Annotated in this window: 19 protein-coding genes and 1 pseudogene; 14 read left to right on the top strand and 6 right to left on the bottom strand. The window is 58.5% G+C overall.

Annotated elements, in window-relative coordinates; translation table 11 throughout:
- Positions 1-332: 332 nt before the first annotated feature.
- The 5 genes from XI05_RS01975 to XI05_RS01955 all read left to right on the top strand — a co-directional run bounded on the left by XI05_RS01975 (position 333) and on the right by XI05_RS01955 (position 2,695).
- Positions 333-647, top strand: a complete 315-nt coding sequence (locus tag XI05_RS01975; protein ID WP_271498311.1) for a nitrogen fixation protein NifZ — start codon at positions 333-335, stop codon at positions 645-647.
- Positions 644-883, top strand: coding sequence for a nitrogen fixation protein NifZ (locus tag XI05_RS01970; RefSeq protein ID WP_271498310.1), 240 nt, complete (start codon positions 644-646; stop codon positions 881-883). Before XI05_RS01975 ends, XI05_RS01970 begins: the two co-directional genes overlap by 4 nt.
- A gap of 14 nt (positions 884-897) precedes the next feature.
- Positions 898-1,257 (top strand): DUF3024 domain-containing protein, encoded by a 360-nt coding sequence (locus tag XI05_RS01965; protein WP_271498309.1) that lies wholly within the window; start codon positions 898-900, stop codon positions 1,255-1,257.
- 33 nt (positions 1,258-1,290) lie between these two features.
- Positions 1,291-1,548, top strand: a complete 258-nt coding sequence (locus XI05_RS01960; protein ID WP_271498308.1) for a hypothetical protein — start codon at positions 1,291-1,293, stop codon at positions 1,546-1,548.
- Positions 1,549-2,350: 802 nt separating this feature from the next.
- Complete coding sequence (locus tag XI05_RS01955; RefSeq protein WP_271498307.1) at positions 2,351-2,695, top strand: (2Fe-2S) ferredoxin domain-containing protein; 345 nt, start codon at positions 2,351-2,353, stop codon at positions 2,693-2,695.
- A gap of 440 nt (positions 2,696-3,135) precedes the next feature.
- On the opposite strand, the pseudogene XI05_RS01950 reads toward XI05_RS01955, so the two are convergent.
- A pseudogene (locus tag XI05_RS01950) lies at positions 3,136-3,866 on the bottom strand (OmpW/AlkL family protein).
- A 470-nt stretch (positions 3,867-4,336) separates the two neighbouring features.
- Positions 4,337-4,744: an ArsC/Spx/MgsR family protein gene (locus XI05_RS01945; RefSeq protein WP_271498306.1), complete on the bottom strand. Its 408-nt coding sequence runs from the start codon at positions 4,742-4,744 to the stop codon at positions 4,337-4,339.
- Between the two features lie 575 nt (positions 4,745-5,319).
- Between XI05_RS01945 and nifH the strand changes: the two genes are divergently transcribed.
- The 6 genes from nifH to XI05_RS01915 all read left to right on the top strand — a co-directional run bounded on the left by nifH (position 5,320) and on the right by XI05_RS01915 (position 11,620).
- Positions 5,320-6,204 carry a nitrogenase iron protein gene (gene nifH / locus XI05_RS01940; RefSeq protein ID WP_027571409.1) on the top strand — a complete coding sequence of 295 codons (885 nt, stop codon included), beginning with the start codon at positions 5,320-5,322 and terminating at the stop codon, positions 6,202-6,204.
- A gap of 155 nt (positions 6,205-6,359) precedes the next feature.
- A complete protein-coding gene (locus XI05_RS01935) occupies positions 6,360-7,136 on the top strand; it encodes a nitrogen fixation protein NifQ (protein ID WP_271498305.1) in 777 nt (258 codons plus the stop codon).
- 395 nt (positions 7,137-7,531) lie between these two features.
- Positions 7,532-7,870 (top strand): nitrogenase stabilizing/protective protein NifW, encoded by a 339-nt coding sequence (nifW, locus tag XI05_RS01930; protein WP_271498320.1) that lies wholly within the window; start codon positions 7,532-7,534, stop codon positions 7,868-7,870.
- A gap of 986 nt (positions 7,871-8,856) precedes the next feature.
- On the top strand, positions 8,857-9,966 hold the full coding sequence (locus tag XI05_RS01925) for an electron transfer flavoprotein subunit alpha/FixB family protein (RefSeq protein WP_271498304.1): 1,110 nt from the start codon (positions 8,857-8,859) through the stop codon (positions 9,964-9,966).
- Positions 9,967-9,977: 11 nt separating this feature from the next.
- Positions 9,978-11,285 carry an FAD-dependent oxidoreductase gene (locus tag XI05_RS01920; RefSeq protein ID WP_271498303.1) on the top strand — a complete coding sequence of 436 codons (1,308 nt, stop codon included), beginning with the start codon at positions 9,978-9,980 and terminating at the stop codon, positions 11,283-11,285.
- A 38-nt stretch (positions 11,286-11,323) separates the two neighbouring features.
- A complete protein-coding gene (locus XI05_RS01915) occupies positions 11,324-11,620 on the top strand; it encodes a ferredoxin family protein (protein ID WP_271498302.1) in 297 nt (98 codons plus the stop codon).
- Between the two features lie 243 nt (positions 11,621-11,863).
- On the opposite strand, the gene XI05_RS01910 is transcribed toward XI05_RS01915, so the two are convergent.
- On the bottom strand, positions 11,864-12,412 hold the full coding sequence (locus XI05_RS01910; RefSeq protein ID WP_271498301.1) for a carboxymuconolactone decarboxylase family protein: 549 nt from the start codon (positions 12,410-12,412) through the stop codon (positions 11,864-11,866).
- 6 nt (positions 12,413-12,418) lie between these two features.
- The gene (locus XI05_RS01905) at positions 12,419-12,973 is read right to left on the bottom strand and encodes a peroxiredoxin (protein WP_271498300.1); all 555 of its coding nucleotides are present in this window, start codon (positions 12,971-12,973) and stop codon (positions 12,419-12,421) included.
- 1,331 nt (positions 12,974-14,304) lie between these two features.
- Here XI05_RS01905 and XI05_RS01900 point away from each other — a divergent pair.
- Positions 14,305-14,874, top strand: coding sequence for a hypothetical protein (locus XI05_RS01900; RefSeq protein ID WP_271498299.1), 570 nt, complete (start codon positions 14,305-14,307; stop codon positions 14,872-14,874).
- A 1,037-nt stretch (positions 14,875-15,911) separates the two neighbouring features.
- On the opposite strand, the gene XI05_RS01895 is transcribed toward XI05_RS01900, so the two are convergent.
- Together XI05_RS01895 and XI05_RS01890 are read right to left on the bottom strand one after the other, a co-directional pair.
- Positions 15,912-16,166, bottom strand: a complete 255-nt coding sequence (locus tag XI05_RS01895; RefSeq protein WP_333939810.1) for a PilZ domain-containing protein — start codon at positions 16,164-16,166, stop codon at positions 15,912-15,914.
- A gap of 22 nt (positions 16,167-16,188) precedes the next feature.
- Positions 16,189-16,557, bottom strand: a complete 369-nt coding sequence (locus XI05_RS01890) for a hypothetical protein (RefSeq protein ID WP_271498297.1) — start codon at positions 16,555-16,557, stop codon at positions 16,189-16,191.
- A gap of 1,590 nt (positions 16,558-18,147) precedes the next feature.
- Between XI05_RS01890 and XI05_RS01885 the strand changes: the two genes are divergently transcribed.
- On the top strand, positions 18,148-19,653 hold the full coding sequence (locus XI05_RS01885) for a glucan biosynthesis protein G (RefSeq protein ID WP_442869224.1): 1,506 nt from the start codon (positions 18,148-18,150) through the stop codon (positions 19,651-19,653).
- On the top strand, positions 19,641-21,761 hold the full coding sequence (gene mdoH / locus XI05_RS01880) for a glucans biosynthesis glucosyltransferase MdoH (RefSeq protein ID WP_271498295.1): 2,121 nt from the start codon (positions 19,641-19,643) through the stop codon (positions 21,759-21,761). Before XI05_RS01885 ends, mdoH begins: the two co-directional genes overlap by 13 nt.
- Positions 21,762-22,581: the final 820 nt, after the last annotated feature.

The raw sequence follows: 22,581 nt of genomic DNA, 5'->3' as shown, positions 1-22,581 counted from the left end.
TCATGAGCGGCAAGGTAAGACCTGGTGCTGAATTCGGCGCAAGCGTCGCCCTTGGGGCTGGCGGCGTCGCAGGCGGGGGCGTTCGCGCCTTTCCGGACGGCGACTGCTCTGCATTGTCCTGCGGTCGTGCTGTTGGGCCGGCAGCACGGCCTGGCGGCATCTCGGCGATGCAAGGGCGCTTCGTGGTACGAGAGCGGCCTCCGAGGCATCCCTTCCGTGGCCGATGTGATTGACGATACGGCGCGCGAGAACAAAATGATGCAGAGGGTTGGCCGCGTGAGCTAGGCGGCTTCTCCGCATCTGAAGAGGTAGCGGCGCATGAGGACCGGTATATGAGCAGCATCGTTCGTCGCATCGACATCGTCGAGCTCAGCGACCCACCCGTCTTCAGCTTTGGCCAAAAGCTCCGAGCCAATCGCACCATCCGAAACGATGGCACCTATCCCGGCAAGGAAATTGGTGACGTCTTAGTCAAGAAGGGGGAGGTGGGTTACGTCGTCTCGATCGGCACTTTCTTGCAGCAATTCTACATCTACGGTGTGGAGTTTCTGGACAGCGGCCACCGCGTTGGCATGAAACGCAAGGAACTAGAGCCGGCCGACACCTACGAGGAGATCGATGATCTGCCACTACCCGAGGAGTCATGACTCAGCAAGGTGGTCCGAAATATCGACGGGGCCAGCGAGTCAAAGCCGCAGTCGACCTCACCAACGATAGCTCGTTTCCGAACGCGGAGCCCGAGGGAGTGTTGCTCACCGCCGGAGCAACCGGCGAAATCGTCAAGGTCGCTATCCACATCGAAGCGAACGTGCCCATCTATATTGTCGATTTTGGTGAGGCGCTGCTCATCGGCTGTCTCGAAGAAGAAGTAGCAGTGCTTTGAAGGAGGCTTTCGCCATGAATGCCGCGCTGATGAGGAAAGCAAAGACGGGGCTGATGCCTCACCCAAACGAGCTCGATCGCAAACGAATTGAGCGCGGCTTGAGCGCGCGAAAGCGCTATCTTTACGTCTCGCCGAAAGTGGCGCCGGTGAGGGGTGGCTACCTCGTCGAGAGCCCTTGTTGTTCGCGCAATATAGACACGGATGGCGCTCTCATCGATGTCGCCCTAATTCTTTTTGATACCGTGAGCGGGATCTGGAAGGTTTTTCGGAAGAATCATGCGCGAGGAATCTGGGAATTCTACAGCCTTTATCTCCGCTTGCCTTCTGCAATCGACGAATTGAACGCGGATCCTGAGCGCCTGTTCTGGCAATAAGGGAACCAGCCTTTTAGTCGAAGAGAAGTCACGATGGCGCTCACCGAGCAGAAATTGATCGAAATCGAACGACCAGCTTGCGCGGATGGCGCCGACTTGGGCCCGTTTATTGGGCTGCGGCGCCGTTTTCCGCAGCTTCTTGGGGCCGCCGTGATGCGTCAGAGTTATCACATCAGCCGTTCCGACAATTTTCGCGTCTCGATCTTCTCGATCGATCGGATCGCTGCGTGCAGATTGCGGCCGACCCAACGCGACCGACTGAAGTTGGCCAAGAGGAACGGTGTTCGGTGAACACTGAATTAGCAGAGTTTCAGCTGGATGGCGCGCGCACACCTTTCACTGCGAGAGATGAGCACGCGGACCAAGGATATGTGCTTTGTACATCGTGCTCCACAGTAATGCAGGAGCGCGCTGGAAGTCACCGGCAACATGTACTCGTCCAGGAAGGGGAGGAGGAGAGATGTTCCACGCGAGCGCGGAGAAAGGCTGCTCAATCATAAAAAGGCTCCGCGTCCAAGGCTCGGCTTGAGGCCTGCGCCGAGTGCCCGACAAGCAGGTTATAATCGAGATCATCGGTCTCTTCGGCCCGTGATCGTGAGGGTTACCAAATAGGGATCGTATGAACTCGCAAGAAATTGTCATCCACGTCCGCTTCGCCCCGAACGGGAGGGTGATACAAATCAGCGAGCGTCCGGCCAAGCTCACGCCCGGCCAATGGTTTGATGTCCTGAACACTCGTGCCAGCTCATCTTATCGGCCGCTCACTCGTGGCCGCGGGATTTTTCGGCTGAGCCGGACTGCGGTTGATGTCTTCAAGCAGGAAACTGCGAGGCCGAGATGAATGAACAAAAAGCCGGCGCGACTTGACGAGTAAATAGGTCGGAGGGTTTTGAGGAGGTTAGAATTGATCAGTAGGCTGCGCTGGGACGCGCAGGTATCTATCGCTCATCTTTGGCGACGAGAACCGCTATGGCGCAGGCTCATCGCGCCTGTTCCGCAAGCGCGACCGGGAATCATGGTGCGTTCAATTAAGAGGCTACTCGGCATTACGTGCTCGCACCTCATTCCTTCAGCATTAACAGAGGATAGGCGCATGAACTCAGAAGAAATTGAGCTTCCGCAGCTTTATCGGCATCATGTCTTTGCCTGCAACACGCAGCGTCCACCAGGACATCCCCATGGCAGTTGCGGCGCCTCAGGCGCGCAAGCCCTGTGGGATCGAATGGGCAAGGCGATCGAAGCGCAAGGCCTCAACGACATCGGTTTCACGATGGCGGGCTGCCTTGGATTTTGTAGCTCTGGTCCCCTGCTGGTCGTCTATCCCGGCGGAATCTGGTACCGCGTGACCAGGCCTGAGGACGTTGACGAGATCGTCAAATCCCACCTCAAGCAAGGCAAACGTGTCGACCGCCTTGTGATGGTGCTCAAGCGAAGCTAGAGGCGTTCTGGCGACCACTTGACCGGGCCGCAAGCATGGACGGCGTGTTCGTCCAGGAGCTGCTCGGCCGCTCGGAGCTCGGATCGTCTGAGGTTGACTCCAACTCGAGCTCTGGGTCGCTAGCAGTAGGTCATTGTCATGGGCGCGGCGCATCGCCTCTTATGAGACAAAATAGGCAAAGTGGCTCTCTTTCCAACGCGCGCCGAAGCAGTAATAGAATTATAACGCGCCAATCTGTTCGTGTATCGTCACTTACGTGCCGCCCGATCCGTAGCTCACAGCGAGAGCAATGCTGGGAATGATTGTCTGCCTCTGGCCAGCTGACGCGGCGATAACGTGTCAGCCGGCTCCCCACTGCACACGGTGAGGGTAGGAGACATGCTTGACGCGCTCGCAGCGTCCGAGTCGATCAAACGGAATCCCTGACCCTGTTCTCGCCCTCAGAACCTGTAACCGACGCCGCCGCTGACGAGCCATGGGTCGATATTGCCGCGCCCGGTGACGGCAACCGCATTGTTTACGGTCGCGGAGTACTCCGGCCGCAGCCACAGCTTCTTCACGTCCAGGTTGAGGCCCCAGTGACGGTCAGCATATAATCGAAGCCGAATTGGACCGCCGCGCCGAATTGGTTTCTGATGTGTAGATCCGTGACGGTAGCGCCGCCGAACGACAAATTGGCTGCAGATTGGTTGAAGAATGCAGTGTAGTTGATGCCCGCACCGATATACGGCTTCAGCGGGCCGAAATCGGTGAAGTGATACTGCAGGGTTAATGTTGGCGGCAACAGCCAGGCGGTGCCGATATCGAGCCCCGAGAGTGCGCCATTGCCGCTGATGTGATGGCGAGTCGCGGCGACAATAAGTTCAGCGGCTACGTTTTCTGTGAAGAAGTAAGTGATATCGAGCTCGGGTATGGCTCGGTCACTGAGCGAAAGCCCTGAATTCGGTGACGACAGCGATTGCGTTCCCGCAACGTTGACTGAGCTACCTGCGGTATCCGGCAGAACGCCGAGCAAGCGCAGGCGGATCATCCAGGGACTGGAGGCCGCAATTGGAGGCGCTTTATAGTAGACCGGCGCCGGGCCCAGATCCGCACCTCGGACCGAATTGCTGGCCAACGAGCTCGCAAGCGCGAGGACCGACGCCCTCGTCAGAACTGTTAGTACTCTCATCTAAGTCTCCATTCCAAAACTCGCGCGAGCAGCCGCGCGAGATCTCTGTCACACATGATGAACAGAGCAGTAGTTGATACCGATCAAGAACAAAGGGACCGTCAGCACAATTGTCCCGCTAAGTTGCATTAGGATCACGGCCGCGAAACATGTTCTGTTTTGACTGAATCCCAGTGGTCTGTTTAAACAAATCCTTTGAAGAATGTGCTTCGCGGCGTTGGCGCTCCGATTCAAGGCGGGCTGCGGAAGCCGCGCGTGATAAGGGTTACAGAATGCGGCGACGTCTGTCGCCGTTACAAAGCGGCGAGCGCGGCATTCCAATGCAATACCGGCGATGCCGCCTACGAGCAATCACTCGCGCGCCGTCTTGGCGGAGGGTCCCGTGGCCACTTCGCGTGAAGCAAGCCCGAACTGAAAAACCACATTGTGTGGCTCGCTTGTTGGCTGAGGGACGCTCAGCGTCTTCACGCCTACCGGCAGGGCGTGCAGTGTCCTTCGTGCAAGCATACCTCGAGATCATCTTGCGTCTTGCCGCCGAGCAGCGACAGCGCTGGCTCACGATCGAGCCCGGCAGTTCGTGCCCCGTCTAAGTCGATCAGCGGTCGTCGTATTAGGAGCGGATCCACTACCATCAATGCGAGTGCGCTTGCCGCGTCGATAGCATCGGGATTGACTTCGCCTGACCTGATACGGGGCGCGGCTCGGTTGAACCAGGAGTTAACCGGCATATTGCGAAAGAAGGTGCGCAGTTCGTCCGCATGCCATGGCTGCTTCAAGATGTCTTTCACGACCACGTCGTGGCCGGCGGTCTTGAGCCCTTGAATTTGACGCGCGTTATTAGCACAGCCGGGCTTCTGATATACGATGATTGTCGCCATGGCCTGCCTATGTAGGGGGGGCTGAACTGACCGAGTGGCAAAGCCGTTGCGGCTACCGCGATCCCATTAGAAGTTCTTCGGTCAAATCCGATATCTGTGCACCAAGCGCCGCTGCGCATTTGCAACACTCGCCGCTGGTCCGTCAGGTTTCGAGCCCGTCCGGCATATTCATTCTCCCGATATCGCTCCGCTTGCGAGAGGAACAGCAAGTTCCGTTCCACAACTGGAGAAATCGGAATAGATCCCGTGATTCCGGCTTTTGTCGTTGATGTTTGAGCTTGTTTGTTTGTTTTCCGACAGCCGCGCAGATCGCGTCACATCCAAGACAGCCAACGATCAGGCGCCGGCTGGGTGGCTTTTGTAAGCGTAGTCAGAGGCTTAATGTACGGAGTCAGGCGCTGGCACGGCTGTTGCTAATGAGCTGCAGCAACACTGAGTGAGGGCTGAGTGCACGTCGACGCCCAAGGCGAGCGATGCGCTCCTTCCCTTGAACCCGTGTGCCCCCGCTTCTGTGAGAGAACCAAGCTCGCACAAGAAGCGCGCAACGTTTGGCAAATCGGTTGATGGAGAGCAACATGTCTTCACTGAGACAAATCGCGTTCTACGGCAAAGGCGGAATCGGTAAGTCCACCACTTCGCAGAACACGCTGGCGGCGTTAGCCGAGATGGGTCAGAAAATCCTGATCGTAGGGTGCGATCCGAAGGCGGACTCGACCCGCCTGATTCTGCACGCCAAGGCGCAAGACACGATTTTGAGCCTTGCCGCTAGCGCCGGCAGCGTGGAGGACTTGGAGCTCGAGGACGTAATGAAGGTCGGCTACAAGGACATTCGTTGCGTGGAGTCCGGTGGTCCGGAGCCAGGTGTCGGCTGTGCCGGCCGCGGTGTCATCACGTCGATCAATTTTCTGGAAGAGAACGGCGCCTACGAGAACATCGACTATGTTTCGTACGACGTGCTTGGCGACGTTGTTTGCGGCGGCTTTGCTATGCCAATCCGAGAGAACAAGGCGCAGGAAATCTACATTGTGATGTCCGGTGAAATGATGGCGATGTATGCCGCGAACAACATCTCCAAGGGCATCCTGAAATACGCGAACTCTGGCGGCGTGCGGCTGGGCGGGTTGATCTGCAACGAGCGGCAGACCGACAAGGAGCTGGAGTTGGCAGAGGCGTTGGCCAAGAAGCTAGGCACTCAGCTGATCTACTTCGTTCCGCGCGACAACGTGGTGCAGCATGCAGAATTGCGGAGGATGACGGTTCTCGAATATGCACCTGATTCCAAGCAGGCTGATCACTATCGCAATCTTGCGACCAAGGTTCACAACAATGGCGGCAAAGGCATTATCCCCACCCCGATCTCCATGGATGAACTCGAGGACATGCTGATGGAGCATGGCATTATGAAGCCCGTGGATGAATCCATCATCGGCAAGACCGCGGCCGAACTCGCAGCCTCGTAAAGGTCGCGCGTCACGGCGTTGTAAGGGCGCGTGACAGATGCCGGTCTCCCACACTATTCCTCCCTGGAGACCGGCATACTGACGCTCGACCCTCACGCAAAATCGAAGTCGAATTCGCAGGTGCGAACTACGCCATTGTGAAAACCCGCAGAATTATGTCCGAACCGCACATCGTTCCGTTCATGACCGCTTGTGCCGTTGATGGCAAAAGCCAGTTTCAAAGCGAAATTGGGATCTACCGCCTGCTCACCGGCGTGCCTCCTGCGGATGCCGATATCGCGACCGACAGCAATCTCGATCGCCATGTCCTGGCGTCTATCCTGGCGGCTGCCACGATGGATGGCGGCTCCCTTCCTGAGAAGGTCGGCCTTCCCGGCCTTGAATTGGCGGCCTTACTGGAGCAGTACTTCCCCACAACCGAGGTCAAGGCCGCGGAGCAGGTCTCGCCTTTCAAGTGGGAAGAGGACGAGGAGATCGCAATGCTTCGCGATCTTTTGCTAACGCAACGCTCGACCGAAGGGGATATTGGCCGCTGGCTGGCTTCGATGATCGCGCGCCGCGCGATAGAGCCGGACCATCTGTGGGAAGCTCTCGGTTTGCGCAATCGTGGCGAGCTCTCTCGGCTGTTGAGCCGTCATTTCTCGCCGCTCGCCGCGCGAAATGCTAATAATATGCGTTGGAAGCGCTTCTTCTACCGCATGCTTTGCGAGAACGAAGGCTCTGTGATGTGCACGACGCCCGTGTGCAATGAATGTAGCGAATTCAACATCTGCTTCGGTGAAGAACGCGGTGAGAGCCGGATGGCCGAGCGCCGGCGCGATTTGCTGTCGCAGGCGGCAGCTGGGATAGCTGTGGTCGGCGCCCCGTCATCTCAACGGGCAGAAGAGCCGGCGATTGCACATTCCTCCGACAAAGCCTCGCCGGATCTGTAGGCCGCGCGGAGGGAGGAGGTGTGGATATGCCGTTTGGTTTGGGACCGCGTGTGTCCAAGGCGGCCGGACCGGGCCTCGCAGCCGGGAACGCGGTATCCACCATCAAGGCCGCCGCGAGTCGCGCATCAGTATCGTCACTGGGTTTCGGCTAGGCAGCCGGAAATGCATGGCTCGAGGAAATCGCGTTCGCCTCAAGCGGCTTCACGCGAGGCCGGCATCATACTCTCGGAACTCGAGAGCGTTGGCACAGCCCTAGCTGGCCGCACCGTTTGTTGTCGGCGAGCGTGTATTTGTGCACGAATCCGGCATTCATGTCATTGGAAGAATCGGTACCCTTGTCGACCACGTTGTTGGTGGGGGCTGTCCGGAGCTAACCCGAAGGAGGATGTTCGATGATCAACTCGACTGCGGTAGCCGGTACCCTGGATCGCCTCGGCAAGGCCTCATCCGCAGAGGAGTTTTTTTCGCTTCTCGGCGTAGAGTACGACCCGAAGATAGTGAACGTCGCGCGCCTTCACATCTTAAAGCGCATGGGACAATATTTGGCCGATGAGCAATTTACTGGCGCTCCAGAGGCGGAAATCAGAGCTAGGTGCAAGGCGATACTGGAGCAAGCCTATGCAGATTTCGTGAGATCGTCACCGATCGATCAGCGAGTGTTCAAGGTTTTAAAGGATGCCGTCGCAGACACTAAGAAGGCCGCGGCCTTTGTCCCGTTGAGCGAGTTGGAGTGATGTAGCCTTTCACTGTAAGCGAATTGCGACCGACCTCGCGCCGAGGCGATCCGATATTGGGGCCTTCTCTTTATCGTGCTCAACTATCTGAAGCCATGACCGGAGCGGCGGTTGTCGTATTCCCGACCCATGTCTGGACTGCTCGTGTCAACCGTATCAGCGGTTCGTTGAATTGTGTCGCAGGACGATTACTTTCGACTGGCTTTCAATGGTCTTTGCAACTGGTACGACACTTGCTGTTGTCCTGCCATCGATGCCGACAGATGGCAGTCGACCGCATGAGTTTGAAGGAGGACCTATGATGCTGCTCTTACGACCTGCTGAGACCTGCGCTAGCATCCCGAGGCCCATAGTCGCGTTAGCTTCCTTGAATACGGGTTTTGAAGCGACCAGAGCTCCGCAGCGTCGGTCAGATGCTGGTCAATGGTAAGTCTTCGCTTCGCGTTACTCCTGCAGTCGGTATGCACAACAACATCTGCATCAAAGCGGTTCCCGATCCCGCTCAGGTCGGTGCCCATCTCTTGGCGGATGGGAACCGTGCCACGAACAGCGCCAGCATCGGCCCATACGGAATGCTTTGCTTTGAGGGGCGGGATGGATTGCGTGACAGAAGTGTTGCCAGGATCGCCCTCGTCTTCGCCGCCAATGTGGAGGCGTTGGGCCGAACTGGGTCGCAGGTCCTGCGCAGCGTACGAAATCGCCCACTCAGGTATCGAAGCTATCGGTTAGAATCACCACGGCGGCCTGGCGAGCCGCGGTGGCGCTCGTCGAACCGGGCGAGTAAGGGTTCGGTTTGGAAGGGCCCTCCAAATTCAGGCGGACGGGTGCTTCTATTGCGACGACGTGTGTTGTTGTCCGGCCGGTCCGAGCACGCAGGCGGGGCTGAGCAGCCAGCCACTTGCTAACCGAAAGTGATCTTCAGTTAACGAAGCGAACTAACAACCCATGGCGCCGGCGCCCCTATTGTTGAGGAGGAATTTGAAAGTATGAGCAACGTCAGCAGAACGGCCATGCCAGCGGCCGGCGGCCGCGCAGCAGCCAAAAAAGAGCTGCCGGAGCGCTTTAAGTCGTACAAGCACGTCTGGGTCTTCGTCGAGCTTGAGCGTGGTCAGGTGCATCCCGTTTCCTGGGAGCTTATGGGTGCAGGGCGCGGCCTTGCCGACAGGCTAAAAGTGAATCTCGCCGCTGTAATTATCGGTCCGGAGGGGCAGCACACACGTAATGCCGCGCTTGAAGCCTTTTGCTATGGCGCCGATGTGGCCTATCTCGTGAGCGACAATGTTTTGTCGGATTACCGTAACGAATCCTACACCAAGGCGCTAACCGAACTCGTCAACGCCTACAAGCCCGAGATCCTGCTGTTGGGAGCGACGACGCTCGGCCGGGATCTCGCAGGTTCCGTGGCGACGACCCTGTCGACGGGGCTCACTGCCGACTGCACCGCGCTGGACGTGGACGCTGATGGTTCGCTTGCGGCGACGCGTCCGACCTTTGGCGGCTCGCTGCTCTGCACGATCTACACCCTGAATTATCGCCCGCAGATGGCCACCGTCCGCCCGCGGGTCATGCCGATGCCTGAGCGTGTCGAGCGCGATGCCGCTCGTATCGTCGTTCATCCGCTCGGCCTTTTCGAAGACGATATTGTCACAAAAGTATTGTCATTCCTGCCCGATCGCGATGCACAAACGTCCAATCTGGCCTATGCCGATGTCGTGGTTGCGGGCGGCCTAGGACTAGGATCGCCTGAGAACTTTCGGTTGGTACGCGAGCTCGCAAGTCTGCTTGGGGCTGAATATGGCTGCTCGCGTCCTCTCGTGCAAAAAGGGTGGGTTACGTCTGACCGGCAGATCGGCCAGACAGGCAAAACGATCCGGCCGAAGCTTTATATTGCCGCCGGCATTTCGGGTGCGATCCAGCACCGGGTTGGCGTCGAGGGCGCGGATCTGATCGTCGCGGTCAATACTGACAAGAACGCTCCGATCTTCGACTTCGCCCATCTCGCGATCGTCAGTGATGCCATTCAATTGCTACCGACGCTGACGGCTGCATTCCGCGCGCGGCTTTTGCCAGAGTCGCGCGCTCGGATCGCGGTCTAGAGGAGATGAGGATGATTGACGAAAAATTCGATGCGATCGTGATCGGAGCCGGTATGGCCGGAAACGCGGCGGCATTGACGATGGCCAAACGCGGCATGAAGGTGCTGCAGCTCGAGCGGGGCGAATATCCCGGATCGAAGAATGTGCAGGGCGCCATCCTATATGCCGATATGATGGAAAAGCTGATCCCAGAGTTTCGAGAGGAGGCGCCGCTCGAGCGCCACCTGATCGAACAGCGGTTCTGGATGATGGACGACCGCTCCCATGTCGGCATGCACTACCGTTCGGAGGACTTCAACGAGGAGCGGCCGAACCGCTATACGATCATACGCGCTCAGTTTGACAAATGGTTTTCTTCCAAGGTGCGTGAAGCTGGTACGATCGTGCTGTGCGAGACCACCGTCACCGAGCTCGTACGGGACGATCATGAAAGGATCGTCGGTGTTCGTACTGATCGCAGAGACGGCGAAATACATGCCGACGTCGTCGTCCTGGCCGAAGGGGTCAATGGCCTGCTCGGCACACGTGCTGGCTTACGCGCGCGCCCGACAGCCGACAAGGTTGCGCTCGCGGTTAAGGAAATGCATTTCCTGCCTCGCGAGACTATCGAGGCGCGCTTTAATCTCAGGGGCGATGAAGGCGTCGTGATCGAGGCGGCCGGCACCATTTCTCGTGGCATGACCGGGATGGGTTTCATCTACGCCAATAAAGAGTGCATTTCGCTTGGCATCGGTTGTCTCGTCGGCGACTTCCAGCGCACGGGCCAAACGCCGTACGGACTGCTCGATCAATTCAAGAGGCATCCCTCAGTGACGCCCCTGATAGCAGGGTCCGAGGTCAAGGAATATTCGGCGCATCTCATTCCCGAAGGCGGTTACAAGTCGATCCCTCAGCTTTATGGGGAAGGCTGGGTCGTGGTGGGCGATGCGGCTCAACTCAACAATGCCATTCATCGTGAAGGCTCGAATCTAGCGATGACTTCCGGCCGTATCGCCGCCGAAGCGATAGGTATGGTCAAATCACGCGGCGAACCGATGAGTGCAACAAATCTGTCAATCTACAAGAAGATGTTGGACGATTCGTTCGTCCTCAAAGATCTGAAGAAGTACAAGGATTTGCCGCCCCTAATGCATACTCATTCCCAGAACTTCTTTCTCACCTATCCGCAGCTCATCTCGAAGGCGATGCAGAACTTTGTGCGCGTCGATGGTACGCCCAAGGCTGAAAAGGAGAAAGCGAGCCTGAAATCCTTTGTCAAGGCGCGGTCATGGTCAGGTCTGTTCGGCGATGCCTGTCGTCTTGCGCGGGCCTGGCGCTGACCGCAACAGTGTGAAATCCAACAATGGAAAGCCAAAGCATGAGTTCCGAACCCGCGGTGCGCGTCGCAGACAAGCTGTATTACAACCGCTATCTTGTCGACGTCGGAAACCCTCACGTCAAGGTCCGTGCGCACACGACGCCATCGCCGCAGCTACTTGCACTTTTGAAAGTCTGCCCTGCTCGGTGTTACGAGCTCAACGACGGCGGCCAGGTCGAGGTAGCGGTTGACGGATGCATCGAGTGCGGTACCTGTCGCGTTATCGCTGAGCCGACCGGCGACATCCAATGGAGCCATCCACGCGGCGGGTATGGTGTGCTGTTCAAGTTTGGATGACGGTGAACGAAAGGCCCGTCGGAAGACCGAGGCTAGGCAAACGGGAACTCATCCGATCCGTGCCGCATGGCATGTCATTTGTGGACGGCGGGAATTCGACCCGACGCTCTTCATATGGACGCTGCGCAACATGACTTGCCGAGGTGACGCGCAGTGACGCTCGTTCGGTAGCCGCAAAGGCCTCGTTGTGGGGGCCAGTGCGTGGGGCGACCCAACTGGGTTCATCGAATGGCAGAGTAGAGATCAGCCTCTCGCTAGAGCGGGGACGGGCCCAGCGGTCTCGATAGCGATCGCCACTGACTGCGTGATCGCAGCGAAGCGCACGGCGGTGTGTATCGCTCCGGGATCAACGCCCGCGGCGCTCAGTGTCTTCTCATGGGCATCAATGCAGACTCCGCAACCATTTATGACGAAGACCGCAAGCGACCACAGCTCGAAATCTGTCTTGTCCACCCCGTGATTGCCGATCACGTCCATACGTAGCCGTGCCGGCATCGTCTTGTATTCCGGGTCGGAAGCGAGGTGAGCGAAGCGGTAGTAGACGTTGTTCATTGCCTCCACAGTGGCGGCGGCTTTCGCTGCGGCGATCTCTACAGAGGTCATCACGGCGGACGCCGCGAATTCCAGCGCGGCCACCAGGGCTGCATTGCGGGTGGCAGCCGCACTCGCTAGCAGCAGCCCGTATTTTCGTTGCGGCGAAAGCGTCTCATCGGCCACCAAGGAGGTCAAGTTAAGCCTGGCATCCTTTGCGAAATCGGGAATTCTGTTGCTTATTTGTTCGATCGACGACATGCTGCCTCAAGCAACCTTCAAGGTTTCGCCGCCGATTTCGCGGTTGCAGGGACAGAGCTCGTCGGTTTGCAGCGCGTCCAGCACGCGGAGCGTGTCCGTAGGACTGCGCCCGACACTGAGATTGGTAGCATAGACGTGCTGAATCGTGTTTTGGGGGTCAACAATGAACGTGCAACGATAGGCAACTCCCTCGGGTGAACGCACGCCAAGGCCGTCGACGAGCGTTCCCTTTGTGTCAGCAAACTGCCAGATTGGCAGATTGTGTAGGTCGACATGTGAGCGCCGCCAAGCAAGTTTGCAGAACTCGTTGTCAGTCGAACCACCCAGCACAACCGCATCGCGGTCAGCGAATTCCTCGGAAAGTCGGGCAAATTCAGCGATCTCTGTCGGGCAGACGAAGGTAAAGTCCTTGGGATAAAAGAAGATGATCTTCCATTTTTCCGGAAAGCTCAGCTCGGTCAGCGTCTCAAATGCACTCTGCCCTTCTTCTTCCTGTATATGAAAACCGGGTTTCACGCCTGTGATGTCGAATGGCGGCAACTGACTTCCAATTCCGAGCATGCTGTCCTCGCAAACTTGCGCTTTGTAGATTGTCACTTCACTGTTGAAGCAAACAATATGCCATCCATTCTCAGGGTTGGGATTTCAACGGCTTGGACACGGCATGCCCGCGAGCTTGGAGCGTCGATCGGCGATGAATCTGTAGCCAATCGCTTCCTTGCCAATGAAAACGTTCTTGCTTTGCGCGACCTGAGATGTTCGCCTGCAAGCGTCTGGTCAAAGCCCAGTTCTGCGCCACTCAGAGCAAACTGCCTCATCTTGCCATCAATGTGAGAGGACCGTCGGCCTGCCGCGATCTAATGGAAATTACCAAACCTGACGAAGCGCGAGGTTCGTAGCATCTGGCGCAAACAAGAGCGGCTGTATCGCCGCGACAACAGATTGCGCTAGTCAGGGCGGATGCTCGCCGTTGCCAAGCACGGTGCGAGTAATCATAGGCGACGGCGGTTCGCGCAGGTTGTACAGTCTGGATGATACATGCGGCGATCACTCTGAAGCTTCTGATCACAAGGAGAGACCTCAAGGTCTCAAGATCTTAGGTGCATTGCGTATGTGGCTGTGCAGGCGCGACCCGGCTTGTCGTAGATGTGAGGGAATCGACATAATTGATGCGAAGCAGAACTTTCCCGGTAGGTCTTCGAACGGCAATCGATCATCCCAAGTTCGATCCCGATGTGCCGCATGCGATCTTGCCCGGGAGTAGTACCCGTTGCTCTTCCGATGAGGCAAGTTTCGCCTGACGCGAGTTCCCCCGAGGCTCCAGCCGCCCGGTCGCATGAAAATATCCACCGTACGGACATTGGTGGTTCGATGCGGATGCCGCCTAGCTCCAACCTGCGGGACAATTCCTTCAGCAGTACGCGTTATAGTGTCGATGTTCCGCACGCTCACCTTGGCTCGACCGCAAACGCTTACCAGTCTGACTTGCGGAGCAGATCATTCAGCAGCATGCGCTACACAGCGCCGTCGGAAGCACAACCGGAGGCGCGGACGAAGGACAGCAAGTCTCGTGGACTGTCTCTCGGGTGAAATCAGGGCTCGGCAAGGTCTTTGGAGAAAGTCGCCGGGAAAAGTTGTCCAGCGGCTCGTCCCCCGACGCCCTCTATTCAGAGCTCCGCATCGCTTTCGCAAAGCGCAGTCGACCGTCCGAATAGGACCTGGAGGTGATTGAAGAGTTCAAGACGGCGTCTCGTAGCGCGAACGGTAAGACCAAGACCATCGAGAACTGACGGCTATTCGAATGTTCAGCGAGTTCCTCCGACCCCAAGGCATCACGCGAAAAGGACCTGCTTGGCAACGCTGATCTGCTGACCGTCTATAAAGATGAATTTATGAAGGTGGCGAGCGCCAAGAGCAGGAACTATGTGGGTGGAGCATTGGAAACACTCCGCAGTTTTCAGGCTGGAAATCCCATTCCGGCTCCAGCTTTTGTGAATACGCGAGAGCAATCGATGCCTCCCCAGAACGAGCGGATGATCCGCCAGTTCGTGGAGAAGGTCAAAGACTACAGAATTGCTCCCGATGGTACCAGAGGCCGCGGCACTGGAAAGGTTCCGCCTGCTACGATCAAGTCCAACGTGCATGCGCTCAACCCGTTTGCTCGTTGGCTCCGAGCACAGAACAAGGAGCCATTGGCTCTGCGGGCGTTCAATGAACCAAGGTCGCTCGCTGCCGACATCGACGAGTACGTCGAATCTGGTGGCGATGATCGTGACCGCCTCAGCGCGGCACTGTCTCATCTGCGCAGGATCGGGGCTGACGGGCTCCAAGCTGTCGGTGCCGGCGCCCGACTGATGGGACGTGAAGCATTGTCGGCTCAGCCGGAGGACATCTCCACCATCGACGACTTTTTGACCGTCGCTCTGTCCAAGCTTGGATCTGACGCGACGGAGGTTTTTTAGAGCGACTGATGCGCATTCGTAGCAATGTCGCAGCGGGGGGGGCGTGATCGTTGCATTGAACGAGCCATCACCGAAGAAGAACCCTCCGCCTCCGCACCGGCTTCGGAATACGCCGACCAATCCTTCTCGCGTTAGCGGCTCGCAGGCGACGCCGGAGCGTCTGCAGTTCGTCAAATAGTGCGATGAGGCCCTCGACCCGTTCACGCAGAATAGCCGAATAATTGTAAACCTGAACTCGATTACTCGTTACTGCCTCGAACAATGACTATTGAAACGATGCGAAGGCGACAACGGGAAGAGTATGCAATCGGAGGTAGGACGATACAAGTCCCAAACGACCGCAGCGGAAGGAGCCGCGGACACCGTGCGGGTTGTCGTCGCGCGTCCCTATCGCTTTGTGTTTCGGTTTGGTTCGTTCGAAGGCTCGGTACTTGAGCAAGGCGGCAGGCCAGGCGGCGCAGCACAAGGGCGGGCACACGCGCCGGCATGGGTGTGGCGCTTACTTCCCTGCTAGCGGCCTCATTACCTCGGTTGGCGCCCCAGATGAACGCTCGTAGCTCAACAGCGACCACAAACAGCACTGATTTGATGGTTGCCGGTTCAGTATAGGGCGAAATCATCAGCGCCTCCCTTATCTTCACGCAAACAGTCAGCTCAGCTGTCCTCGATGAAGCGAAATCATCATGATCGGAGAAGGCAATGAATGCGGCTGCCCAATGAAGTTCGTTCTGAAGAATCCTCGCCCAGGGCTTCAACGGTCATGCGCCACTGTCCAAAAATTAGCTGGTCACAGATCGGGTCGCAAGTAGACGCTAAACAGCACTCGGCAATGTTACGGAGGTGTCCGCGACGGGCCCTACTTCTTCAGCAGCACTCCTATGTCCGCGCCATCCGTATGATCGAACCGGCGTGGCGGCCCAAGTCGGCAGCGATTTTCGATACGCCAACTCCTTGGCGAGCGAGCCTGGCTAAGCGCCGAACCTCCTGGCACCTCCACTGCTTTGGCTTTGGTGTTTTCATAGCGGCGTTCGACAACATCATTGTGAGCTGACGAGATGTTTTCCTGCGTTCGTCTTGGCCTTTGTCTTTGCGGTGACGAATTGAACCCCGACGTGAGAGCCATCCACCCAGATCAGCTCGCAGCGTCGGAAAGCCGAGCCGGTGGAGGACAGCACCAAGAAGAATTCTTGTGCTTTCAGGGGGTCTGTTGAGCCCTCGACCTCAAGCTTGGCACCGCTCGCCGAGGCATCGACGAGAATGCAGCTTCGCCGCCATGTTCCATCGACACCCATGATGCTTACGATGTGCTTATGTTCAAACCGAACACGGTGCGCCTTTCGATTGTTCTCCATAGTCCGCAATCCTCAATTTCAAATCATTTTCTCCAAACAGATGCGCCGCCTCCCTTCGCGTCTCGGCAATACGCAGATCAATCATCGCCGACCGCGTCAGCAAGCTCGTTATGATCGTCTCATCCAGTGTGGTCTGCTCGATCAGCAACCGGATGCAGCAATTGGTGAGTTCGAGAATGAAAATTGCGCGACGTATGTCGTCTGTTGTTTGGATGTTGAGAGATTGAACTTGCGCCAACAGAGCAGCGACGTTCGCCAGAATCTCAGGCAGTTTCTGGGGCGAGGCGGTTGTCTTAGACTTCGCGTTGTGCGGTTGGCGAAATGTAAGCACGACCGATATTGTCGCAAATCTCTATTTAGTGCGGCGCCGGTGCCGAGAGTGATCAAAAAAGGCGATGAAAACTGCAAGTATGCACGAGTGCAACGAGAAGCCAATGAGGATTAAGCCCCGCCACGACAACCACGGCCACGCCGACCGGTCTTAGATAGATATACGCCAAACCGGTTGATAAACAATTATGGGGTTGCGAGCAGCAGATATCGCGGTATGTGCGTTGCGTTCTGTGCACTATCGAAATTCTGGCAAGGGCCGGGGGCGGCTCCAAGTTGGCAAGTGGCGGCCACCCCGAGAAAGCGGGAGCAGAGCTGCCGACTGGGTGGTGGTTTCGAGATTGCAAAAACTACCCCTTCCTAAGCGCCGAACCCAAATCACTTCTTCGCATCCAGCAAGTTACGGGCGTAATACCCTTGTCGTTGAACGGTTGACCTAATCTCGTCGCTTACTCTGAGAAGTCTTTTTCTACTCTTGCGCCACTTGATGGTGGAGTAAGCATCGGGTATCGCGGAGCCTGTGCTTAGAACGAGCAGGTCACGTTTACCATTGCGTTAGACATCAAACACTTTTCGCCCCCCGTTGATCGTTCGAAGCAAAAAACGAAGTATGTTCTCGTTATTCCGGTCAACCAGGTTACTCCCTTCAGCGGGCGCGCGGGTTGCAAATATGCAACGCGTCGCGCCTTCTGCTTCAACCTGAAGAAGCCAGCGGAGCGCCGTCGAACGCGATTGCGCGAATGGAGGGGCCAGTCGGGTGGATTGCGGGCTCGATCTCACGATCACCTGTCCGCTGAGGAACCCGCGCCATATTATCTCGACTTGTAGTCCAGTTCACTCCTCTGCTGCGATCGACTACTCCCCGCCGTTCGACGTGTGTTTTGGCGAATATCTGCGAGCAGTTACAACGGCGCCTTCGACTCGCTCATGACAACCCCTTCGACTATCGCGAGGCCATCATCGAATCCTTCGCGTCGTCGCATCTATTTCGTCCGATAGGCAGTTCTTTTTTTTGGACATCTTGTTCGCGCATGGTTGTCGTGCTCACCGAGCGCACCGCGCTCTTCATCGAACTGTTAGACATTTCGTCATTCGGCGATGATACGGATGTCTGTCTATCGGGGCTCGTCACGCACCCGACCCGGCGCTCAATCGCCCCTGGCGCGTTCCTGCTGCTTAACGAGCAGGTCGAACTGAGGTATCGAGAATACGCGGTTAGCAGGATGCTGCAGTGTTGCCTCCGGGAACGGTGGTCGTCTTTTAAATTTGTTAAAGACCAGGTTCGCCGAAAAGGGAACACCCCGAGCTCTTCAGAGCATCGTTTCTGCACTGGTTGAATTAGAGGAAACCCGAGCCCGAGTTCTCGCGGCTGAACAGAGCGAAAAGCCAACAAGGCCCAAGCCGACGAAGCGCCCTCGCCGAAGCAAGCCCACTGGCAGGAGGCGCTAGCCGCCCGTCGGCCCATGGCTTGCGACCGCGCGGCGGGCTCATTGATCGTGCCCGTCCTTCCCCCGGAGATGGCTGCTAATGGAACTCGCGGGCGCGGTGGTCGTTGCTTGGCCGCGGCAATAGCAAGCGAGTAGGAGAGCACGTGAACCGACGCCAGCTTGTTCAAGGGTCGGCAGTGCTGCCGGCGTTGCTGCTTGCTTCCCGATGCAGTCTGGCCGCCCCTTCGGATGACATGTTCGGGCCGTCCACCGTCAGGGACCTGGCGCGGAGGCTGGCGGGCAAGCCGTACGAGGCGCCGGACGAGAAGCTCCCGAGTGGATTGAAGGACCTGGACTACGACCAGTATCGTTCGATCCGCTTTTTGCCCGAGCGTGCGCTCTGGCGCGGCAAGAATCTTCCGTTCGAGGCGCAGTTCTTCCATCGCGGCTTCTTCTACAAGAACAGAGTGACCATCTTCGAGGTCGCGGACGGAAAAGCCACCGAGCTCAAGTACCGCAAGGCGGACTTCTCCTTCGGCGAGAAGATCCCGGCGTTCGAGGACGTCGGTCTCGGGTTCGCGGGCTTTCGCATCCACGCGCCCATGAACCGTCCCGACTATTACGACGAGGTCTGCGTCTTCCTGGGCGCAAGCTACTTTGGCGCCGTGGCCAAGGGACAGACATACGGGCTCTCCGCGCGGGGACTTTCGATCGATACGGCCGAAGCCAAGGGCGAGGAATTTCCGCTTTTCAAGGCCTTCTGGCTCGAGCGGCCGGCGCCGGGTGCGACCTCGATGGTCATCCATGCCCTGCTCGACAGCAAGAGCTGCGCCGCGAGCTACCGGTTCACGGTGCGGCCCGGGGAGACGACGGTCTTCGATGTCGAAATGTCGGTCTACCCGCGCGTCGAGATGCCGCGGGCCGGGCTCGCGCCCATGACCAGCATGTTCTTCTACGGTCCGAACGACCGCAACGACATCGACGATTTCCGCCCCTCAGTCCACGATTCCGATGGCCTTGCGATCTTCAATGGGAAGAGCGAAAGCCTGTGGCGGCCGCTCAGCAATCCCCGCGATCTCCAGATCAGCACCTTCCAGGATCTCAATCCGCATGGCTTCGGGCTGATGCAGCGGGAGAGAAACTTCTTCGCCTATCAGGACATCGAATCCAGCTTCGAAAAACGCCCAAGTCTCTGGATGGAGCCGATCGGCGATTGGGGCGAGGGCGGGGTCGTGCTGTTCGAGATCCCGACCAAGGAGGAGGTCCACGACAACATCGCCGCATTCTGGCGGCCGAAAAACCCGCTGCAGGCCAAGGGCGAACACAACTACACCTATCGGCTGCATTGGGGGCCGGATAGCCCGAAGCCGCATTCGCTGGCCAGATTTACGCGAAGTGGCATCGGGGCGAGGGGTGAGGACGCGCGCCTGTTCGTGCTCGATCTGCTCGGCGACAACTTCAAAGGCATCGATCCTGCCGCTGTCAAAGGCGTCGTGACGGCGGAAAAGTCCGAAGTGAAGAACATCGTCACGCAGCCCAATCCCCACACCGGTGGGTGGCGGTTGAGCTTCCAGTGCCAGGTGAAAAGCGAGCCCATCGAGCTGCGGGCGTTTCTGGCAGAAGGCGACAAGCCCTTGTCGGAAATCTGGGTCTACCGATGGGCACCCTGAGCACGGCGCCGCGGCCGATTGCCGGCGATATCGCGACCCAGCGCCTGCTGCCGCCCGAGGCTCCCCTTCCGATGGTTCCTGGCGACCTCGGAAAAAACCGTGTACCCGAACGCATTCCTGCGCCAGTGGCGCCCGCAATGGCCTGGCGGCGCAGCCTCATCATGCTCTCGACGGCGGCGCTCACGGGGGCCGGCGGATATGAGATGTATCGCGTGCTGGAGGTCGGGGGCGTCACCGTCCTTGAAGCCATGGTGCTGGCGCTCTTCCTGGTCCTGCTCGCCTGGATCGCCTTCTCGTTCGCGTCCGCGCTGGCCGGCTTCTTCGTGCTGCTGGCCCATCGTCCGGGCGCCCTCGCGCCAGAGGAGGAGCTGCCTGCGATCGCAGGCCGCACCGCCATGCTGCTTCCTACCTACAACGAAGACCCGCACCGATTGGCCGCGCGGCTCCGCGCAATCATCGAATCCTTGGAGACGACCTCGCAAAGAAGGCTGTTCGACTGGTACGTTCTGAGCGACAGCACCGATCCGGACATCTGGGTCGCCGAGGAAAAAGCGCTGCTCGCGCTGCGACAGGCCGTCGGGACGCCACGGCTGTACTATCGCCATCGAGCCGAGAATACGGCGCGCAAAGCCGGTAACATCTCCGAGTGGATCACGCGGTTCGGCGGCACGTACGACTTCATGATCGTGCTCGATGCCGACAGTCTCATGAGCGGACGGACTATCGTCCGACTGGTCCATGCCATGGAGAGCAATCCGAGCGCCGGACTCGTCCAGACGCTCCCCATGGTTGTCAACGCTCGAAGTCTGTTCAGCCGAGTCCAGCAATTCGCGGGCCGCCTGTACGGACCGATGATCGCCGCCGGCGTCGCCTGGTGGCACGGCTCCGAAGGCAATTACTGGGGCCACAACGCAATCATCCGCGTGAAGGCGTTCGCGGAATCGGCCGCGCTGCCGCAGCTGCGCGGGCGCAAGCCATTCGGCGGGCACATCCTCAGCCACGATTTCGTCGAGGCTGCGCTGATGCGGCGTGCCGGCTGGGGCATCTACATGCTGCCGACGCTCGGCGGAAGCTACGAAGAAGTGCCGCCTTCGCTGCTCGATTTCGCGGCGCGCGACCGACGCTGGTGTCAGGGCAATCTTCAGCATCTGGCTGTCGTGCCAGCGCGGGGTCTCCACTGGGTGTCGCGCCTGCATTTCATGGTGGGGATAGGTGCATATCTGACGGCGCCGCTTTGGCTGCTGTTCCTGCTGCTGGGCATGCTCATCTCGCTGCAGGCTCGATTCGTGCGGCCGGAGTATTTTCCGAAGGGTTTCTCGTTATTTCCGACGTGGCCGGCCCAGGATCCTGTGCTCGCCATCTGGGTGTTCGTCGCCACCATGGGTCTGCTGTTGTTGCCGAAGCTGCTCAGCCTGGTCCTGCTTTGGCTGCGCCGCTCGGTGGGGCGCCAATTCGGCGGCGCGTTGCGTGCTTCGGCCGGAGTTTTGGCAGAGATCGTCGTCTCCGCGTTGATGGCGCCTGTGATGATGATCTTTCAATCAATCGCGGTGGTCGAGATTCTGGCCGGGCGCGATGCCGGCTGGCAGACGCAGAGGCGCGACGACGGCGCGGTGGAGCGCCGCGAACTCTATCGGAAGTACGGCATTCCAACCCTGTGCGGCGTTGCGATGGTCGCATGCGCGTACGCCGTTTCGCTGCCCCTTCTGCTTTGGATGTCGCCGGTCATCGTTGGGCTGCTGTTCGCCGTTCCCATAGGCGCGCTGACCGCCATGCCCGCCTCCGGAAAATTGTTTGTCACCCCCGAAGAACGAGAACCGCCTTCCGTACTGCGGCGAGCGAACGAGCTAAGCGCGTCGGCGGACGTAGGAGGCAACCGCGCGTTGCTGGAGCTGCGCCAAGACCCCGCGCTCCTGGCCTTCCACCTCGCGCAGCTGCCGCCTCCTCGCGCCGCCAGGCCCGACACGGTCGACGCCAACCTGGCCGTCGGCCTTGCCAAGGTCGATGCGAGCGAGACTTTCGAGGAGGCCGCAGAGCATTTGTCTTCGCGGGAGATCTTCTCGATCTTGAACGATGGTTCGGCGCTCTCCACCGTGTTGCAGAAGCCATGAACGGGCACCGAGTGCTTGGCGGACCTCGCTCGGACTCGAACCGGTCCTTGACCCGAGACAACTCCCGTGCGCTGCGCGCAACGGTGCTCTCGCCTCTGAGAGGGCGTACTGACATTGCTCGTGACCGATTCACCCTCAGCCGGTTGCGCGACGTCAGTTTTTGCCAGGTAGTGTTAGCTAAATCTCCCACCTTTGTATTTGTCGTGGAGCTTCACTAACTGGTAAAGCACCAACCCGCATATTCCGAAAAATGCTGCTAAGAATTCTACGACGTGCAATGTCGCCGGCTCGAGGGTCCCTAGGGGGTCGTTGCAGCGACAATTGTCCACTTTCATTGGAGCTATTAGTGCCGTCCCCGCTTTGTGGCGTTCTGGCGCTCCAGGCAGAGGCTGTGCGACGTCGCGGGCTAGCAGAATTGGGGTCGCTGCCGGGGATGTCTCAGAGGCGGCGGATGGCAACGCAAAAGTCGCGGCGGATGGCGGTGCCGCTGCAGAGAGCGAAACGATGGTCGAGGCCAGGAGCAAGATGAGTTTGCTCTTGCAAGCGACATATCTTGATTCACAGCCGTACAACATTTGCCTCGTGCCCGACCCGATGTACTCTCACCGCGCCGGTTCTCCTTGCATGCTTGAGCCAGCCGCGAGCGGGTAGCAAAGATCGTTCCAGCTTTGGCACGGGCATTCATCAACATCCACCCACAGCCTGATTGATGCGACGCAAGTTGGACGAAGGCCGGGTAGTTGGCGGTGAATTTGTCTTCGCGTGCCACCCGCCGGTATGCTTGACCTTGTTGAGGAAGCGATCGACGGAATTCCGGGCT

The sequence above is a fragment of the Bradyrhizobium sp. CCBAU 11357 genome, assembly GCF_028128865.1.
Lineage (GTDB): Bacteria > Pseudomonadota > Alphaproteobacteria > Rhizobiales > Xanthobacteraceae > Bradyrhizobium.
The sequence above is the reverse complement of the archived record's forward strand: the minus strand, read 5'-3'. Positions and strand labels throughout refer to the sequence as shown.

Excerpts from the sequence above, each read along its gene's own strand:
- XI05_RS01975 (WP_271498311.1), top strand. The coding sequence starts at position 333 with ATGAGCAGCATCGTTCGTCGCATCGACATCGTCGAGCTCAGCGACCCA.
- XI05_RS01970 (WP_271498310.1), top strand. The coding sequence starts at position 644 with ATGACTCAGCAAGGTGGTCCGAAATATCGACGGGGCCAGCGAGTCAAA.
- XI05_RS01965 (WP_271498309.1), top strand. The coding sequence starts at position 898 with ATGAATGCCGCGCTGATGAGGAAAGCAAAGACGGGGCTGATGCCTCAC.
- XI05_RS01960 (WP_271498308.1), top strand. The coding sequence starts at position 1,291 with ATGGCGCTCACCGAGCAGAAATTGATCGAAATCGAACGACCAGCTTGC.
- XI05_RS01955 (WP_271498307.1), top strand. The coding sequence starts at position 2,351 with ATGAACTCAGAAGAAATTGAGCTTCCGCAGCTTTATCGGCATCATGTC.
- XI05_RS01945 (WP_271498306.1), bottom strand. The coding sequence starts at position 4,744 with ATGGCGACAATCATCGTATATCAGAAGCCCGGCTGTGCTAATAACGCG.
- nifH (WP_027571409.1), top strand. The coding sequence starts at position 5,320 with ATGTCTTCACTGAGACAAATCGCGTTCTACGGCAAAGGCGGAATCGGT.
- XI05_RS01935 (WP_271498305.1), top strand. The coding sequence starts at position 6,360 with ATGTCCGAACCGCACATCGTTCCGTTCATGACCGCTTGTGCCGTTGAT.
- XI05_RS01925 (WP_271498304.1), top strand. The coding sequence starts at position 8,857 with ATGAGCAACGTCAGCAGAACGGCCATGCCAGCGGCCGGCGGCCGCGCA.
- XI05_RS01920 (WP_271498303.1), top strand. The coding sequence starts at position 9,978 with ATGATTGACGAAAAATTCGATGCGATCGTGATCGGAGCCGGTATGGCC.
- XI05_RS01915 (WP_271498302.1), top strand. The coding sequence starts at position 11,324 with ATGAGTTCCGAACCCGCGGTGCGCGTCGCAGACAAGCTGTATTACAAC.
- XI05_RS01910 (WP_271498301.1), bottom strand. The coding sequence starts at position 12,412 with ATGTCGTCGATCGAACAAATAAGCAACAGAATTCCCGATTTCGCAAAG.
- XI05_RS01905 (WP_271498300.1), bottom strand. The coding sequence starts at position 12,973 with ATGCTCGGAATTGGAAGTCAGTTGCCGCCATTCGACATCACAGGCGTG.
- XI05_RS01900 (WP_271498299.1), top strand. The coding sequence starts at position 14,305 with ATGAAGGTGGCGAGCGCCAAGAGCAGGAACTATGTGGGTGGAGCATTG.
- XI05_RS01895 (WP_333939810.1), bottom strand. The coding sequence starts at position 16,166 with ATGGGTGTCGATGGAACATGGCGGCGAAGCTGCATTCTCGTCGATGCC.
- mdoH (WP_271498295.1), top strand. The coding sequence starts at position 19,641 with ATGGGCACCCTGAGCACGGCGCCGCGGCCGATTGCCGGCGATATCGCG.